Genomic DNA, 15,140 nt, shown 5'->3' with positions numbered 1-15,140 from the left:
ACCCTAGTACATGAGCATCTTCACCGAAGCCGAAGCCAAGGCCATCCTCGACAAGGTCATCGCCCTGTCGAAGGCCGACGAGTGCACCGCGGTGCTCTCGGGCAGCAACAACGGCAACATCCGCTTCGCCCTGAACAACGTATCCACCAGCGGCATCGTGGACAACGTCGAACTGGGCGTGTCGGTCGCGTTCGGCAAGCGCGTGGGCACCGCCACGATCAACGAGTTCGACGACGCCTCGCTGGAACGGGTGGTGCGCCGCGCCGAGGACCTCGCCAGGCTGGCGCCGGAGAACCCGGAATTCATGCCGGCGATCGGCAAGCAGTCCTACACCGCCACCAGCACCTACAGCGAGGCGACCGCGGCGATCACGCCGGAATACCGCGCCCAGGTCGCGGCCGACTCCATCGCCCCGTGCCGTTCGAGCGGGCTGGTGGCAGCGGGCTTCCTGGAGGACAGCCGCAGCTTCACCGCGATCGCCAACAGCAACGGCAATTTCGGCTACCAGACTGCGACCAGCGCCGACTACACCTGCACCGTCCGCACCGAGGACGGCCGCGGCTCGGGCTGGGTGGGGCGCAACGTCACCGACATCTCGCAGTTCAGCGCCGAGCGCGACATCGCCATCGCCATCCGCAAGGCGCGCGACTCGGCCGACGCCAAGGCGCTGGAGCCGGGCAAGTACACCGTGATCCTGGAGCCGCACGCGGCGGCCGGCCTGATCTCCTTCATGATGTTCTTCTTCGATGCGCGCCAGGCCGACGAGGGCCGCAGCTTCCTGTCGAAGAAGGGCGGCGGCAACAAGCTCGGCGAGCAGGTCTACGACCCGCGCGTCAACATCTGGGCCGATCCGAACGACCCGGACGTGCCGGTGATGCCCTGGGACGACGAGGGCATGGCGCGCAAGCGCATGCCTGTCATCCAGGACGGCAAGGTCGCCAACATGCTGTATTCGCGCTACTGGGCGCAGCAGCAGGGCAAGGAAGCGGTGGCCACGCCGGGCAACCTGATCATGTCCGGCGGCACCAAGTCCACCGCCGACCTGGTCCGCGAGACCGAGCGCGGCATCCTGGTCACGCGCACCTGGTACATCCGCATGGTCGATCCGCAGACCGTGCTGCTCACCGGCCTGACCCGCGACGGCACGTTCTACATCGAGAACGGACAGATCCGCCATCCGATCAAGAACTTCCGCTTCAACGAATCGCCGGTGATCATGCTCAACAACATCGACGAGCTGGGCAAGCCGGTGCGGGTGAGCGGCGACGAGTCGCGCTTCGCGATGATGATCCCGCCGATGCGGCTGCGCGATTTCACCTTCACGTCGCTGTCCGACGCGGTGTGACCAGTCGCCGTACCCGCTTTGCTCCCTCCCCCGCGCGCGGGGGAGGGCCGGGGTTGGTGCGGGCCCACGGCCGATGAACCGGGCCCAGTTCCTGCGCCGGGGCCTGGGCCTGCTGGCGGGCGCCTGGCTCGCTTCGCGATCCGGCACGCCCGCGGCTGCGAATGCGGCCAGCTACGACTTCTGGTTCACCCGCCTGAAATACGACTCTGGCGACTGGGACGTGGACGAGCGGATGCCGTCCAACCTGATCACCTCGCTGATCGACTACACCGGCCTGCGGGTGGATCCGAAGGAGCACGTGGTCGAACTGGCCGACCCGAAGATGCTCTCGGCGCCGTTCTGCTATCTCGCCGGGCACAAGCTGGTCGAGTTCAACCCGGCCGAGCGGCGCAACTTCGAGCGCTATGTGCGCAACGGCGGCTTCGTCTTCGTCGACGACTGCAACCACGACATCGACGGCCTGTTCGCCAAATCGTTCGAATCGCAGATGGCGTCGATCTTCGGGCCACGGGCGCTGGCGAAGCTGCCCAACCGGCATCCGATCTACAGCAGCTTCTTCCGCTTCCCCGACGGGCCGCCGGCCACCAGCTTCGAACTCAACGGCTGGGGCGACGACCTGGTGCACGACTATCTGAAGGGCATCAGCATCGACGGCCGGCTTGGCGTGCTCTACAGCAACAAGGACTACGGCTGCGAGTGGGACTACGACTGGCGCAACAAGCGCTTCCTGGCCGAGGACAACACCAAGTTCGCGGTCAACATCGTGGTCTATGCGTTGACGGCATGAGCATGGCGTTGTCGACTCTCGTTGGCTCCTGCCGTCATGGGGCTCCGATCGTTCTCCCGCTGAGGGCTTTTGCATCTGGACTTCGGACCGACGCCGCGCCCTGCGGGCCGAGGATCGCTCTCCGCTCGGTCAGGGCCGCTTCGCGGTCCGGCCCAGCGCAGCGCGCTGGGCGCTCGGGTGGATGCGCGGCATGCCGCGCAAGCGATCCACGCTCACCCTGCCCCGACTCGCGCGCAAGACATCCATGTTTTGCTTGTCGCGACCCCCGACCGTCAGGACGCGGCTCGCCGGGCCTGTCGGCTCGGCGCTTCGGCGTGGAGTGGATGCCTGGTGCTGATGATCGAAGCGAGCATGGCAAGAAGCCCGCGGCCGTCCCGGGCCGGGGGTTGCGGAGAGCAGCGCATGGATGCGCTGCGGCGGCGAGTCAGCCATGGATGGCTGACCGAGCCGAGGAGCGACCCCCGGCTCGGGACGGCTTCGTTCCGCAAGCCCGGGTCCGACCTGCGTTCCCGCCAGCTCGCTTCAAGCGCGGCTGGCGCTCCGTCGAAGACGGCATTTTTCTCCGACACGATGACCGTGCGAGCCAGTTGGACAGACGGCTTTTCGGCCGTGGATCCACAGCACGAGCTTCCGCCTCGCGGTAGAACAGGCGTTGCTCCCCACCTTCCCGTCAGCCATCGCTCTTGACCACGATTTGCCCATGACCTCCCTCACCGAATCCGACATCCAGTCCCGCGTCGCACGCCTGGGCGACCTGCGCGCCGCCATCGCCACCGCGATCGTCGGACAGCACGACGTCGTGGAGCAGCTGCTCACCGGCCTGCTCGCCGGCGGCCACTGCCTGCTCGAGGGCGTGCCCGGCCTGGGCAAGACCCTGCTGGTGCGCACGCTGGGCCAGGCGCTGGAGCTGCAGTTCCGGCGCGTACAGTTCACCCCCGACCTGATGCCCAGCGACCTGCTCGGCACCGAGCTGCTGGAGGAAGACCACGGCACCGGCCGGCGCGCGTTCCGCTTCCAGCAGGGCCCGGTGTTCACCAACCTGCTGCTGGCCGACGAACTTAACCGTACCCCGCCCAAGACCCAGGCCGCCCTGCTGGAGGCGATGCAGGAGCACACGGTGAGCTTCGCCGGCGTGACCCATGCATTGCCGGCGCCGTTCTTCGTCCTGGCCACGCAGAACCCGATCGAACAGGCGGGCACGTACCCGTTGCCAGAAGCGCAGCTCGACCGCTTCCTGCTGCATATCGCGCTCGACTATCCGGGCGAGGACGAGGAGCGCGCGATCATCGCCCAGACCACCGGCGCCGCGACCGCGCAGGTGCCGCGCGTGATGGGCGGCGAGGACGTGCTGGCGCTGCAGGCCCTGGTGCGTCAGGTGCACGTGGGCGACGACCTGCTGGCCTGGATCACCCGCATCGTGCGCGCCACGCGCCCCGGCGAGGGCGCGCCGCAGGTGGTGCGCGACTACGTGAAGTGGGGCGCCGGGCCGCGCGCCGGACAGTCGCTGGTGCTGGCGGCCAAGGCGCGCGCGCTGCTGCACGGCCGCCTGGCCGCGACCCGCGAGGACGTGCAGGCCCTGGCCGCGCCGGTGCTGCGCCACCGCCTGCTGCTTTCGTTCGCCGCCGAGGCCGAAGGCAAGCGCCCGGACGAGGTGATCGCCGCGCTGCTGCGCGACGTTCCGCACCCGGGCGCCTGAGCAGGCGCGCACGCATGTCGTTCGATCCCGTCGATCCGGGGCTGCGCGCGCAGCTGCGCGGGCTGCGCATCGCCTCGCGCCGCGCCAGCGCGCTGCGCGGCGGCGGCCAGCACCGCAGTCGCGACAAGGGCACCGGGCTGGAGTTCTCCCAGTACCGTGGCTATGAGCCGGGCGACGAACCGCGCCGCATCGACTGGAAACTGTACGCACGCAGCGACCGCTTCTTCGTGCGCGAGGCCGAACGCGACAGCCCGCTTGCGGTGTGGGTCGTGCTCGATGCCAGCGCGTCGATGGGCCAGGCCGACGAGACGCGTCCGGACTACACCCGGCTGGACGCCGCGCGCGTTCTGGCGGCGTGCATCGCCGAGGTGGCGCTGCGCCAGGGCGATCGCGCCGGGCTGGTCGCGCTGCGCGAAGACGCGCTGTCGCTGGTGCCCGTGGCGGCCGGCAGCCGGCAGCGCGAGCGCCTGCTGTTCGAGCTCGACCGGCTGCGGCCGGCCGGCGGCGTTCCCGGCGAGGCGCGGCTGCGTCCGCTGTGGGAGCGCGTCGCCGCCGACGACCTCGTGGTCGTGATCGGCGATTTCCTCGATCCGGCCGTGCCGACGCTGGCGGCGCGCCTGGCCGCCGCGCGCCGCGAAGTACTGGCGATCCAGATCCTGGCCGTGGCCGAGCGCGATTTCCCGTTCGACGACGGACGCCGCTTCATCGACCCCGAGACCGGAGAGGCGCTGCCGGGGGATGCGCGCGCGCTGCGCGCCGGCTTCCTGGCGCGCTTCGGCGAGGCCCAACGCGCGCTGCAGGCGCGCTTTGCCGAGGCCGGCATCCGCAGCGTGGTGCATGTGCTCGACGAATCGCCGCTGCGCCCGCTGCGTGCACTGTTCGCCAGCGGTCCTGGCGGGGGCGAAGCATGAACCCCATCCTGCTCGCGCCCGCGGCGCTGGCCGCGCTGGCCGCTCTGGCGCTGCCGCTGCTGATCCACCTGGCGCGGCGCCAGCAGCAGCGCCCGACCGTGTTCGCCGCGCTGCGCTGGCTGCGCGCGCAACCGAAGCCGCGCCGCCGCCTGCGCTTCGACGAGCCCTGGCTGCTGGCGCTGCGCCTGCTGCTGCTGGCCTTGCTGGCGCTGTTCCTGGCACGGCCGGCGCTGCTTGGCGTGAGCGACCTCCGACCGCGGCTGCTGGTCGTGCCGGGCGTGGACGCGGCGGCGATTGCCGAGGCCCGCGCGGACGCCGCGGTCGACGCGCGCTGGCTGGCACCGGGATTCCCAGCGCTCGACCAGCCGCAGCCGGAGGGTCGCGTTCCAGTCGCCAGCCTGCTGCGGGAGTTCGACGCCGACCTGGCCCCCGGCGCGCCGCTCGCGGTGCTGGTGCCGCAGCGGCTGGTGGGCGCCGACGGCGGCCGCCTGCGGCTGACGCGCGAGGTCGACTGGCGCATCGCGGCCGGCGGCGCGTGGCCCGAAGCGATGACGATTCCCGCGCCATCGATGGCGATCCGGCACGACGCCGCGCATCGCGAGGACGCCGCTTACATGCGCGCGCTCGCGCGCGCCTGGCAGGACGAGCCTAATGCGCCGGTCGATGTCGCAGACGCGGCGAGCCCACCCTCGGGCGAGGTCGATCTGGTGGCCTGGCTGCGCGAGGATCCGCCGCCGCCCGACCTGCTGGCGTGGGTGGAGCAGGGAGGACAGCTGCTGCTGCCCGCCGGTGCGTCGTGGCCCGTGGAGACCGATGGCGTCGCGGTCTGGCGCGACGCGGCCGGCGCGCCGCTGCTGCGGGCGGCCGCGCATGGCGAGGGCAGGGTGCTGCGGTTCACGCGGCCGCTTGCGCCGGCCGCGATGCCGCAGTTGCTCGATCCGACCTTGCCGCAGGTGCTGCGCGACGTGCTGCAGCCGCTGCCGGCGCCAACGGCGGTCGCGGCGGCCGACTACGCGCCGGAGGCGGGCGCGCCGGCGCCCGCGCCCGAGCCCCGGGACCTGCGCCCCTGGTTCGCGCTCGCCATCGCGCTGCTGTTCCTGCTGGAACGCTGGCTGGCCAGCGGTCGCCGGCGCGGAGCGATGGCGTGAGCGCGCGCGCCGCGCTCGATACGCTGCTGTCGCGCGTGCGCCGCCGTGCACTGCTGGCGGCGCTGGCGCAGTGGTCGCCGCTGGCCTTGGCGCTGGCGACGCTGTGCTGGCGCTTCGCGGGCGCAGCGGTCGCTGCAGCCGCGGGGGCGATCGGGCTGGTTGCGGTCGCTGCGCTGGCGCTGTGGCGGCAGCGCCGCTTCGACCAGGCCTGGCTGGTGGCGCGCCTGGATAGTACGCGCCGCGATCTCGAGGACAGCAGCGGTCTGCTGTGGCAGCACGACGCCGCGCTGTCGCCGCTGCAGCGCCTGCAGCGTGCGCGGCTGGAGCAGCGCCTGGACGCGCGGCCCGCGCCGGACCTCCGGCCATCGTGGCCGGCGCGCCCGATTGCGATCGCCTGGTCGCTGGCCATCGCGGCCTGCGCGCTCGCGGTGCTGTGGCCCGAAGCCCCGCCCTCGTCGACGCCGGGGCCAGCCGCGCGGGCAACCGTGGCCGCACCGGGCGTGCCGCAGCTGCAGGCGCAGGCGCTGCAGGTGCGCCCGCCGGCCTATACCGGCCTGCCGGAGGCGATGCTGCAGACGCTCGACGCGGAGGCCGCCGCCGGCAGCCGCCTGCGCTGGCGGCTGCGCTACGGGCCGCAGCCCGACGGTGTCGAACTGGTGTTCCACGATGGCAGGCGCCTGCCCCTGCAGCGCGAGGACGGGGAGTGGACCGCCGAACTCGTGCTGGAGGACTCCACCCTGTATCGCGTGGTGCCGGCAGGCGTGGCAGGCGCCGAGTCCTCGCCGCTGTACCGGCTCGATGCGGTCCCCGACCTGCCGCCGCGCGTGCGCGTGCTGGCGCCCGAGCGCGGCGTCACCCTGCGCGCGCCGGGCGGGGATGCCTGGATGCTGGCGTTCGAGGCACAGGACGATCATGGCGTCGCGCCGAACGCGCGCCTGCTGCTGACGCGCACCGAGGGCAGCGGCGAGAACATCCGTTTCCACGAACACGTGCGCATGCTGCAGGGCAGGGGCGACGCGCGCAGCCGGCGCTTCGAACTGCGGCTGCGGCCCTCCGAATTCGGCCTGCAGCGCGGCGAAGACCTGGTCGCCCGGCTGGAGGTGCTGGACAACCGCGCGCCGCAGCCGCAGCTGGCGCGCAGCGCCAGCGTGATCCTGCGCTGGCCGCCCGAACCGGTACTGGGCGCCGAAGGCCTGGACGGCCTCGCGAAGCAGATCCTGCCGGCGTACTTCCGCAGCCAGCGCCAGATCATCATCGATGCCGAGGCGCTGCTGCGCGAACGCCCAAGGCTGGCCTCCAGCGAGTTCGAGCGCCGCTCGGACATGCTCGGGGTCGACCAGCGCCTGTTGCGCCTGCGCTACGGACAGTTCCTGGGCGAAGAGAGCGAGGGCGGTCGCGCACCACCCACCAGCGACCTGCCGACCAGCGACGCGGCGAGCACCGCGTCCGGTGGGCATGGCGAAGACGACGGGCATGACCACGAACACGACCATGATGCCCCCACCGCGCCTGCGACCGGCGGCTTCGGCAACGTCGGCGACGTGCTCGAGGAATTCGGCCACACCCACGACATCGCAGAGGCCGCGACCCTGCTCGATCCGGAAACCAGGGAAATCCTGCGCAAGGCGCTGCGCGAGATGTGGCAGTCCGAACTGCACCTGCGCCAGGCCGCGCCCGACCAGGCCTTGCCCTATGCCAACCGCGCGCTGGAACTGATCAAGCAGGTGCAGCAGGCCGAACGCATCTACCTGCAGCGCGTCGGCACGCAGCTGCCGCCGATCGACGAGACGCGACGCCTGGGGGGCGATCGCACCGGCCTGGGCAACCGTCCGCTGCCGCCGCTGCCGGGGATCGCCGGCGAGGAGGCGTTGGTCGCGGCCTGGCGTTCGCTCGACGGCCCCGGCGCGGAGGCGCTGCCGGCCACGCTCGACGCGCTGCAGGCGTGGACGCAGGCCAATCGCGACCGGCTGGAAGATCCGCTGGCCTGGATCGCGGCGATCGATGCGCTGCGCCAGCAACCCGGCTGCGCGGACTGCCGCGACGCGCTGCGTGGCCTGGTCTGGGGCGCGCTGCCGCGCCCGGCCGGCGCATTCGGCCGGTCCGATGGCGACGCCCTGGGCCGACGCTACCTCGATGCGCTGCACGACGCGCAGGACACGCCATGACCCTGCCGCACTACGTCGCGCTCCTGCTTGCGATCGCCGCCGCCGTCGCTGCGCTGCGGCTATGGCGCGCGCATCGCGCCGATCCCCGGCGCCCGCGCGCCTGGCGCCTGGCGACCCTGCTCGCCCTGCAGCCGCTGCTGGCGGCCGCGCTGTACTTCGGCCTCTTCCCGCTGGAGCGTGCGCTCGATCCGGCCGAGCTGGTGGTGCTGACCGAGGGCGCGGACGCGGCCGCGGCGATGCGCAGCGGGGGCGTGGCGGTGGCTCTCCCGGAAGTCGCGGAGGTGGGCGGGCTCGAACGCGCGCCAGACCTGGCCAGCGCGTTGCGCAGGCACCCGGCCACCGCCCGCATCCGGGTCCTGGGCGCGGGCCTGGTGGCGCGCGACCGCGATGCCGCGGCAGGTATCCCGATCGCGTTCGATCCGCCGCCGCTGCCGGCCGGCCTGGTGCAGCTGTCGCTGCCGGAGCGGATCGTGCGCGGCGCCGGTTTCGACATCGCCGGCCGCATCGAGGGCGTCGCCGATGCCAGCGTCGCGCTGCACGATCCGGCCGGTCGCCGGGTCGACGCCACGGCGCTGGACGAGGATGGCGGGTTCGTGCTGCACGGCATCGCGCTGGAAGCGGGGCCGGCGCACTTCGAGCTGCGCGTGTCCGGCGGCGACGGGGCGCCGGTGGCGCAGTCCGCGGTGCCGCTGTGGATCGATGCGCCCGCCTCGCCGAAGGTCCTGCTGCTGGCGGGCGCGCCGGGCCCGGAAACGCGTGCGCTGCGGCGCTGGCTGGCCGACGCCGGCGCACAGGCGCAGGCGCGCGTTGCGCTGGGTGGTGGCCTGCAGCTCGGCAGCGCGTCACTGGATGCGAAGGACCTGGCCGGGGCCGACCTGCTGGTGGTCGATGCGCGCGCCTGGTCGGGACTCGGCGATTCCGGCCGCGCGCGCGTGCTTGCGGCGGTGCGCGAGGGCCTCGGGCTGCTGCTGCGCGCGGACACGCCGCTGGCGCAGGCGAGCCTGCGCGGACTGCGTGCGCCGGGCTTCCCGATCGAAGGCGGCAACGGCAGCGCGCCCTGGTCGTTGCCGCCGGCGCGCGTGGACGACGAGCAGGCGCTGCGGGCGCGCCTGGGCAGCGGCAGCCGCGATGCGCCCTTCGACCTCGCGCAGGCGCAGGCGCGGCCGCCCGCGCTCACCCGGCGCAGCTGGCGCGTGGGCGGTGCGCAGGCGGTGGCCTTCGCGTCCGCGGCCGACAGCCCTGCCGGCTGGTGGCGTGGCGAGGGCCGCGGCCGCATCGGGTTGTGGACCCTGCTCGATACCTATGTGCTGCCGCTGCACGGGCGGGGCGACCTGTTCGACGCATTGTGGAGTCCCACGCTGGCAACGCTCGCACGTGCGCGGCCCGATGCGCTGCCGGTGGTCGACGCCTGGGCGCGCGCCGGCGAACGCCTGCGCATCTGCGGCTGGCAGCAGGGCGCGACGGTCGAAGGCCCCGACGGCGCTGTGGTCCAGCCGATCGTCGATCCGCACAGCGGCGAGCGTCGCTGCGTGGGCCTGTGGCCCAGGCGCGCGGGCTGGTACCGGCTGCGGCTGGATTCGGCCGAACGCGGGTTCCATGTGGCGGACGCGGACGAGGCGCCAGCGCTGCGCCTGGCGACGCTGCGCGAGGCGACGCTGGCGCTGGCCGCGGCCGCTCCGCGGGCGCCCGCGGGACAGGGCGGGGCGCGTGCCGCGGTGCGCGGTCCGGCCTGGCCCTGGCTGCTGGGGTGGCTGCTGCTGGCCGGCCTGGCCTGGTGGCTGGAGCGCTCACGCCTGGGCCTGGCGGGAGCAGCGAGGAAGAACGACGCCGGACGGGCCGCGGCGGACGCCGGCGACTGAGGTCGATGCCCCAACGCGCGGCATGCCATCGCAGCGTCCAAGGCGCGAGTCGCCAGGCGACGGTACGGCAGGGCAGGGCGGCGACACGCGCCTGCGCGGGCTGCCGACGCGCCCGCTGGCGCATGGCGCGCATGCGATGCCGGCGCCCGGGTAGTACCCTCGCCACTTCCCCGGAAGGAGTCGATGCCATGGCGCGTTACCAGGGCAGCTGCCACTGCGGCAGGATCGCGTTCGAGGTCGAAGGCGAGATCGGACAGGTCTACGACTGCAACTGCTCGATGTGCAGGCGGCGCGGCGGATTGCTCGCGGCGTTCCCGCGCGATGCGCTCACGCTGAAGACGCCCGAGGCGCAGCTGTCGACCTACCGGTTCAACCGCGAGGCGGTCGCGCACCATTTCTGTGCGAACTGCGGCGTCGCGCCCTTCAGCGAGGGCAAGGGCTCCGACGGCGCGGCGATGACGATGGTCAACGTGCGCTGCCTGGCGGACGTCGACCTCGCGGGGCTGGACGTGGTGCCGGTGGACGGCGCCAGCTACTGAAGCGGCGCGTCAGGCCGGCGCGATCGCGCTGCGCGTGCCGCGCACCACGGTCACGGTGCAGTCGGCTTCGGCGACCACGCGTGCCGACACGCTTCCCAGGATGCGGCGCATGCCGGTGACGCCGCGCGCGCCCATGAGCAGGTGGTCGATGCCGTTGCCGCGTGCGAACGCCACGAGCGCCTCGGCGACGTCGCTCGATTCGAGCACGTGGAAGGTGATGCGGTGGTCGGGCAGGCGCAGCGCGCGTGCCCAGTGGCGCATCGCGACGAGGCGCTTGACGTGGCGGTTGCGGCCGGCCTCGTCGAGGTTGCTGTCCATGCCCACGCGCGCGGTGCGCATCACCGTCACGCAGGCCAGGCGCGCCCCGGGCGAGGTATGCACGATGCGCTGCACCACGTCGTTGAGCGCGGCATCGAGTCCGGCATCGCCCTGGCGCGTGTCCAGGGCCACCATCACCAGCGGCGCGTCGCGCGCGGCGTGCGCCGGCCCCGACTCCGCCGTGGCCGGCTCGCGGCCGAGCGCGCGCAGCCAGCGCCGCGCCACCTGCAGTCGCCCGTCGCGGCGCGCGCGCTCCGCGCGCTCGGTCAGCGGCACCTGCTCGGGATGGGCGAGGTCGAAGGCGAGCTGGGCCGCGCTGGGATGGCGCGCGTCGGGATCGACCTCCAGGCAGCGCAGCACGATCTCCTGGAACCAGCGCGGCAGGTCCGGCAGCAGCGCGCGCGGCGGTGCCGGGTCCTGGTAAAGCCGCCGGCGCAGGCCGCGCTGGCTGGTCGGGTTGCCGAACGGCCGTTGACCGGTGGCGAGGTGGTAGAGGCTGACGCCCAGCGCGAACAGGTCGCTGCGCGGATCGTCGCGCACGCCGAGTACCTGTTCGGGCGAGATGTAGGGCGCGGTGCCGAGCGGGATCCGGAACTGCTCGCTCAGCAGGTCGGGCAACTGGGCGTGGTGCGACAGGCCGAAGTCGATCAGCACGATCCGCTCGACGCCCGTGGCGGGGTCCACGTGCCGCATCAGGTTGCTGGGCTTGATGTCCAGGTGCACCACGTGCTGGCGGTGCAGGTCCTCCAGCGCGGTCGCGGCCAGCGCGCCCAGCGCCGCGACGCGGTCCACCGGCAGCGGCGCTTCGTCGAGCAGGCCGCGCAGGGTATCGCCGGGCACCTGCTCCATCACCAGCCAGGGCTGGTCGCCGTCGTCGCCGCTGGCGACGAAGCGCGGCACGTGCGGTCCGGAGAGCGCCGGCATCAGCATGCGCTCGACCTCGAAGCCCACCAGCTTGGCCACGTCCTCGCCATAGCCCAGGTGCGGCAGCTTCATCAGCAGCGGGAACGACTGCCGCGGATGCGAGACCCGCCACAGCGTGGCCATGCCGCCCTCGTGCAGCGGCGCGAGCAGGGTGTAGCCACCGATCGACTGTCCCGGCTGCAGCTTCATCTCAGGCTCCCGACAGCAGGCGAGTGGCGAAGATCCGCGGCAGGCCCGCCGCGACGATCTTCGCCGCCGCGCGCTCGTGGTCGTAGGGCACGCGCAGGAAGGTAAGGGTGGCGGCGTCGGTGTCGTACACCGCGCAGGCCGCGGCCGGGTCGCCGTCGCGCGGCTGGCCGCAGCTGCCGGGAATCGCCAGCCAGCGCCGGGCGCCGGGCAGCGGCACCGGGCGCCCTGCGATGGGCTGGAAATGGCCGGCGGGGCCGGGCTGGGCGTAGTACAGCGCCGGGCGATGCTCGTGGCCGCAGAAGGTCAGCCGCTGCGGCGTCGCCTCCAGGCTGCGGCTGGCCGTCGCGCGGCTGGAGACATAGCCCCATTCGCCCGGCGACCAGGCATTGGCGTGCACGTAGAGCCGATCGTCCTCCTGCACCTGCAGCGGCAGGCTGCCGAGGAAGGCGAGCTGGTCCGCATCGAGCTGCCGACGCGTCCAGGCGATGGCGTCGCGCGCCTCGGCCACCATGTGCGGCGAGGCGGCGTGCGCGACGGCCTGGTCGTGGTTGCCGAGCACGGCCACCGCGCCGTCCGCGACATGCGCGCGCACCGTGTCCAGCACCCAGGCCGGATCCGCGCCATAGCCGACGAGATCGCCGAGGAACACATGGCGGCCGCAGCCTTCGCGGGCCAGCGCGCCCAGGCAGGCCTCGGTCGCCTCGCGGTTGGCGTGCAGGTCGGCGAGCAGGGCGATGCGCATGGATGGGGGATCCTCCCGCCGCCCATGCTAGTGGCTGGCCACGCCCCGCGGTATGCGGCCAAGGTGGAAGGCGCGCACGTTGCTCCCGTGGCCCCGAGGGGCCAGACTCGGGACACCGTCCGCAACGCCGAGGATCCCGCCATGACCACGCGCCGCGATTGCCTGAAGTTCTCGATGGCCGCCGCCCTGGCGACCCTGCTGCCGCAGGGCCGTCTGCTGGCCGCCGACGACGCCCCGCTGCTGACGCGACCGATCCCGTCGTCGGGCGAGCAGCTGCCGCTGATCGGGCTGGGCAGTTCGGCCACGTTCTCGCAGGTCGCGCGCGGCGAGGACGCCTCCGCGCTGCGCGACGTGCTGCAGGCGCTGGTGGCGGGCGGCGGCAGCGTGTTCGATACCGCACCGGCCTACGGCGCATCGGAGGAGGTGGCCGGCGCGCTGGCGCGCGAGCTGGGCATCACCGACCGCCTGTTCTGGGCGACCAAGGTCAACGTCGCCGGCCGCGGCGAGGACGCGAAGGCCGACCCGGCGAAGGCGCGCGAGCAGATCGAGGCCTCGTTAAAGCACCTCGGCAAGGAGCGGCTGGACCTGGTGCAGGTGCACAACCTCGCCGACGTGCCGACCCACCTGGGCGTGTTGCGCGAACTCAAGGCGCAGGGGCGGGTGCGCTATGTCGGCGTCACCTCCACCAGCAAGCCCGCCTACTCCCGCCTCATCGACACGATGCGCAACGAGGAGATCGACTTCATCGGCGTGGACTACGCGGTCGACAACCGCGACGTGGAGGAGACCATCCTGCCGCTGGCGCAGGAGCGGAAGATCGGCGTGCTGGTCTACCTGCCGTTCGGCCGCACACGGCTGTGGAGCCGCATCGGCGAGCGTTCGCTGCCGGAATGGGCCGCGGAATTCGACGCCCACTCGTGGGCGCAGTTCATGCTCAAGTACGTGGCCGCGCATCCGGCGGTCACCTGCATCACGCCCGCCACCAGCAAGGCGCGCAACATGACCGACAACCTGGGGGCGGCGCGCGGACGCTTGCCCGACGCGGAACAGCGCGCGCGCATGGCCGCGTACATCGACGCGCTGCCGGCCGCCGGCTGATCCGGCGGCGGGACGCGTCACTCCTGTTCGTCGTCCTCGATCTCGACGAAGGCATCGAGTTCGAAGGCCAGCGCCTCGACCGCGTCGCGGACCTTGCGGGCGGTGGACGGGTTGGGAATCTCCACCTCGATCTCGTGGGTTTCCGCGCCGCGCGCGTCGTGCAGGCCGGCCGAACTCGAATCGGGGTCGTCCATGTGCGGCATCAGGTCGGCCACTTCCTCGACGTGCTCGATTCCCTCCAGGCTCTGCAGCAGGTTCATGATCGCGCGGACGTTGTCTTCGGAACTGACGATGCGGAGGCGGAGCTGGGCCATCGTGGCTTCTCGGGCGTTGGGGGCGTGGGCAGACTAGGCAGCGCCCGGCCAACGCCGCGTGAGGAAGCCCGCCGCGTCGTCAGCCTGCGTCCTCGCCCGGCGTGCGTACCGGGATTGCGATATTGCACAGGTCGATGTGGCCGGCCGGGCGGTGGTAGAAGTCGTCGCTGCGGTTGCGGCGCGATTCGACCAGGGCGTCGAAGGTCGGCGTGTCGGTGCGCAGCACTTCGATGCGCTCGCGCTGCGCCTCGGGAAGTTGGGAGGCCAGCGTGATCGACACGATCGGCGTGCGCTGGGCAGGATCCTCGTAGATGCCCAGCGGCGGCGGCCCGCGGCGGATCGCGCTGAGCAGTTCCATGCCGCGCAGCACGCGGCCGACCACGGTGATGTTGCGGTCGAGCTGGCGCGGCGACTGCCCGGTCACCACGTAGAGTTCGGCGCCCAGGCTGCTGTCGGGCGCGATGTCGCGGCCGGCGCCGACCGCGCCGTAGCAGTGCGCCATCCAGGCGCGGCCGTCGGCGCCCTCGCGCGCGGCGGGGAAGCCGTCGGCGAAGCCCACCTGCGCGGCCCAGCCGTCGGGATCCGGCAGGGCGTGGAAGGGCAGGCCGGCCGCGGCCCGTTCGAACTCGGCGGGTAGCGCCGTCTTCGCCGAGCCCAGGGGTTTCGCCTTCGCCGGGTCGTCGGCGTCGGCATCGCCGAACTGGACCACGAAGTTGTCGTGCGAGCGGTAGATGCTGGTGCCGTTCCAGAATCCCTCGGCCGCCAGGGTGCGGATGTTGGCCACGTGCGCGGGGGCGAACGCCGGCGCCAGCTCGATCACTACCCGTCCGCCCTCCAGGTCCATGTACAGCGTGTTGTCGGGCGCCGGCGTGCGCCAGTCGGACGGCTGCGAAGCATCGAGCACCTGCTGCGTGGTCGGCGGCCGGGCGGGTCCTTGCGGCCCTGCGGCGGCCAGCGGCGGCACGCCGCCGGCGGCGACGGCGAGGAGGATGGCGCGGGAAAGGAGTCGGCGCATGCGGGGGTCCGGTCGGTGGATCGACCGATTGTGGTCGCCGGAGAGGCCATGGACTAATGGCACATTCGCTATAGCGAAGTTCGCAATAGT

13 protein-coding genes are annotated in these 15,140 nt (G+C 72.8%); 9 read left to right on the top strand and 4 right to left on the bottom strand.

The features are described 5' to 3' along the window. The first annotated feature begins 10 nt into the window (after positions 1 to 10). From ACFQ2D_RS04185 to ACFQ2D_RS04150, 8 genes are all read left to right on the top strand, one after another. Positions 11 to 1,345 (top strand): TldD/PmbA family protein, encoded by a 1,335-nt coding sequence (locus ACFQ2D_RS04185; RefSeq protein ID WP_280940739.1) that lies wholly within the window; start codon positions 11 to 13, stop codon positions 1,343 to 1,345. A 73-nt stretch (positions 1,346 to 1,418) separates the two neighbouring features. Then, complete coding sequence (locus tag ACFQ2D_RS04180) at positions 1,419 to 2,132, top strand: DUF4159 domain-containing protein (protein WP_280940740.1); 714 nt, start codon at positions 1,419 to 1,421, stop codon at positions 2,130 to 2,132. A gap of 700 nt (positions 2,133 to 2,832) precedes the next feature. Further along, positions 2,833 to 3,828 (top strand): AAA family ATPase, encoded by a 996-nt coding sequence (locus ACFQ2D_RS04175; RefSeq protein ID WP_280940741.1) that lies wholly within the window; start codon positions 2,833 to 2,835, stop codon positions 3,826 to 3,828. 14 nt (positions 3,829 to 3,842) lie between these two features. After that, a complete protein-coding gene (locus tag ACFQ2D_RS04170) occupies positions 3,843 to 4,739 on the top strand; it encodes a DUF58 domain-containing protein (protein WP_280940742.1) in 897 nt (298 codons plus the stop codon). Continuing rightward, positions 4,736 to 5,887 carry a BatA domain-containing protein gene (locus tag ACFQ2D_RS04165; protein WP_280940743.1) on the top strand — a complete coding sequence of 384 codons (1,152 nt, stop codon included), beginning with the start codon at positions 4,736 to 4,738 and terminating at the stop codon, positions 5,885 to 5,887. The genes ACFQ2D_RS04170 and ACFQ2D_RS04165 overlap by 4 nt, the downstream gene beginning before the upstream one ends. Beyond that, positions 5,884 to 8,052 (top strand): hypothetical protein, encoded by a 2,169-nt coding sequence (locus ACFQ2D_RS04160; protein ID WP_280940744.1) that lies wholly within the window; start codon positions 5,884 to 5,886, stop codon positions 8,050 to 8,052. The genes ACFQ2D_RS04165 and ACFQ2D_RS04160 overlap by 4 nt, the downstream gene beginning before the upstream one ends. Beyond that, a complete protein-coding gene (locus ACFQ2D_RS04155) occupies positions 8,049 to 9,911 on the top strand; it encodes a carboxypeptidase regulatory-like domain-containing protein (protein ID WP_280940745.1) in 1,863 nt (620 codons plus the stop codon). The genes ACFQ2D_RS04160 and ACFQ2D_RS04155 overlap by 4 nt, the downstream gene beginning before the upstream one ends. Before the next feature lie 188 nt (positions 9,912 to 10,099). After that, complete coding sequence (locus ACFQ2D_RS04150) at positions 10,100 to 10,450, top strand: GFA family protein (protein WP_280940746.1); 351 nt, start codon at positions 10,100 to 10,102, stop codon at positions 10,448 to 10,450. Between the two features lie 9 nt (positions 10,451 to 10,459). On the opposite strand, the gene ACFQ2D_RS04145 is transcribed toward ACFQ2D_RS04150, so the two are convergent. Continuing rightward, positions 10,460 to 11,881, bottom strand: coding sequence for a bifunctional serine/threonine-protein kinase/universal stress protein (locus ACFQ2D_RS04145; RefSeq protein WP_280940747.1), 1,422 nt, complete (start codon positions 11,879 to 11,881; stop codon positions 10,460 to 10,462). Position 11,882: 1 nt separating this feature from the next. Then, positions 11,883 to 12,623, bottom strand: coding sequence for a metallophosphoesterase family protein (locus tag ACFQ2D_RS04140; RefSeq protein WP_280940748.1), 741 nt, complete (start codon positions 12,621 to 12,623; stop codon positions 11,883 to 11,885). Between the two features lie 141 nt (positions 12,624 to 12,764). Between ACFQ2D_RS04140 and ACFQ2D_RS04135 the strand changes: the two genes are divergently transcribed. Then, the gene (locus tag ACFQ2D_RS04135; RefSeq protein WP_280940749.1) at positions 12,765 to 13,721 is read left to right on the top strand and encodes an aldo/keto reductase; all 957 of its coding nucleotides are present in this window, start codon (positions 12,765 to 12,767) and stop codon (positions 13,719 to 13,721) included. 17 nt (positions 13,722 to 13,738) lie between these two features. Here ACFQ2D_RS04135 and ACFQ2D_RS04130 read toward each other — a convergent pair whose 3' ends face one another. Both ACFQ2D_RS04130 and ACFQ2D_RS04125 read right to left on the bottom strand, forming a co-directional pair. Further along, the gene (locus ACFQ2D_RS04130) at positions 13,739 to 14,035 is read right to left on the bottom strand and encodes a hypothetical protein (protein WP_280940750.1); all 297 of its coding nucleotides are present in this window, start codon (positions 14,033 to 14,035) and stop codon (positions 13,739 to 13,741) included. A gap of 79 nt (positions 14,036 to 14,114) precedes the next feature. Beyond that, positions 14,115 to 15,050: a peptidylprolyl isomerase gene (locus tag ACFQ2D_RS04125; protein ID WP_280940751.1), complete on the bottom strand. Its 936-nt coding sequence runs from the start codon at positions 15,048 to 15,050 to the stop codon at positions 14,115 to 14,117. Between the last annotated feature and the right edge of the window lie 90 nt (positions 15,051 to 15,140).

Source organism: Luteimonas composti (genome assembly GCF_042678665.1).
Taxonomy (GTDB): domain Bacteria; phylum Pseudomonadota; class Gammaproteobacteria; order Xanthomonadales; family Xanthomonadaceae; genus Luteimonas; species Luteimonas composti.
The sequence above is the reverse complement of the archived record's forward strand: the minus strand, read 5'-3'. Positions and strand labels throughout refer to the sequence as shown.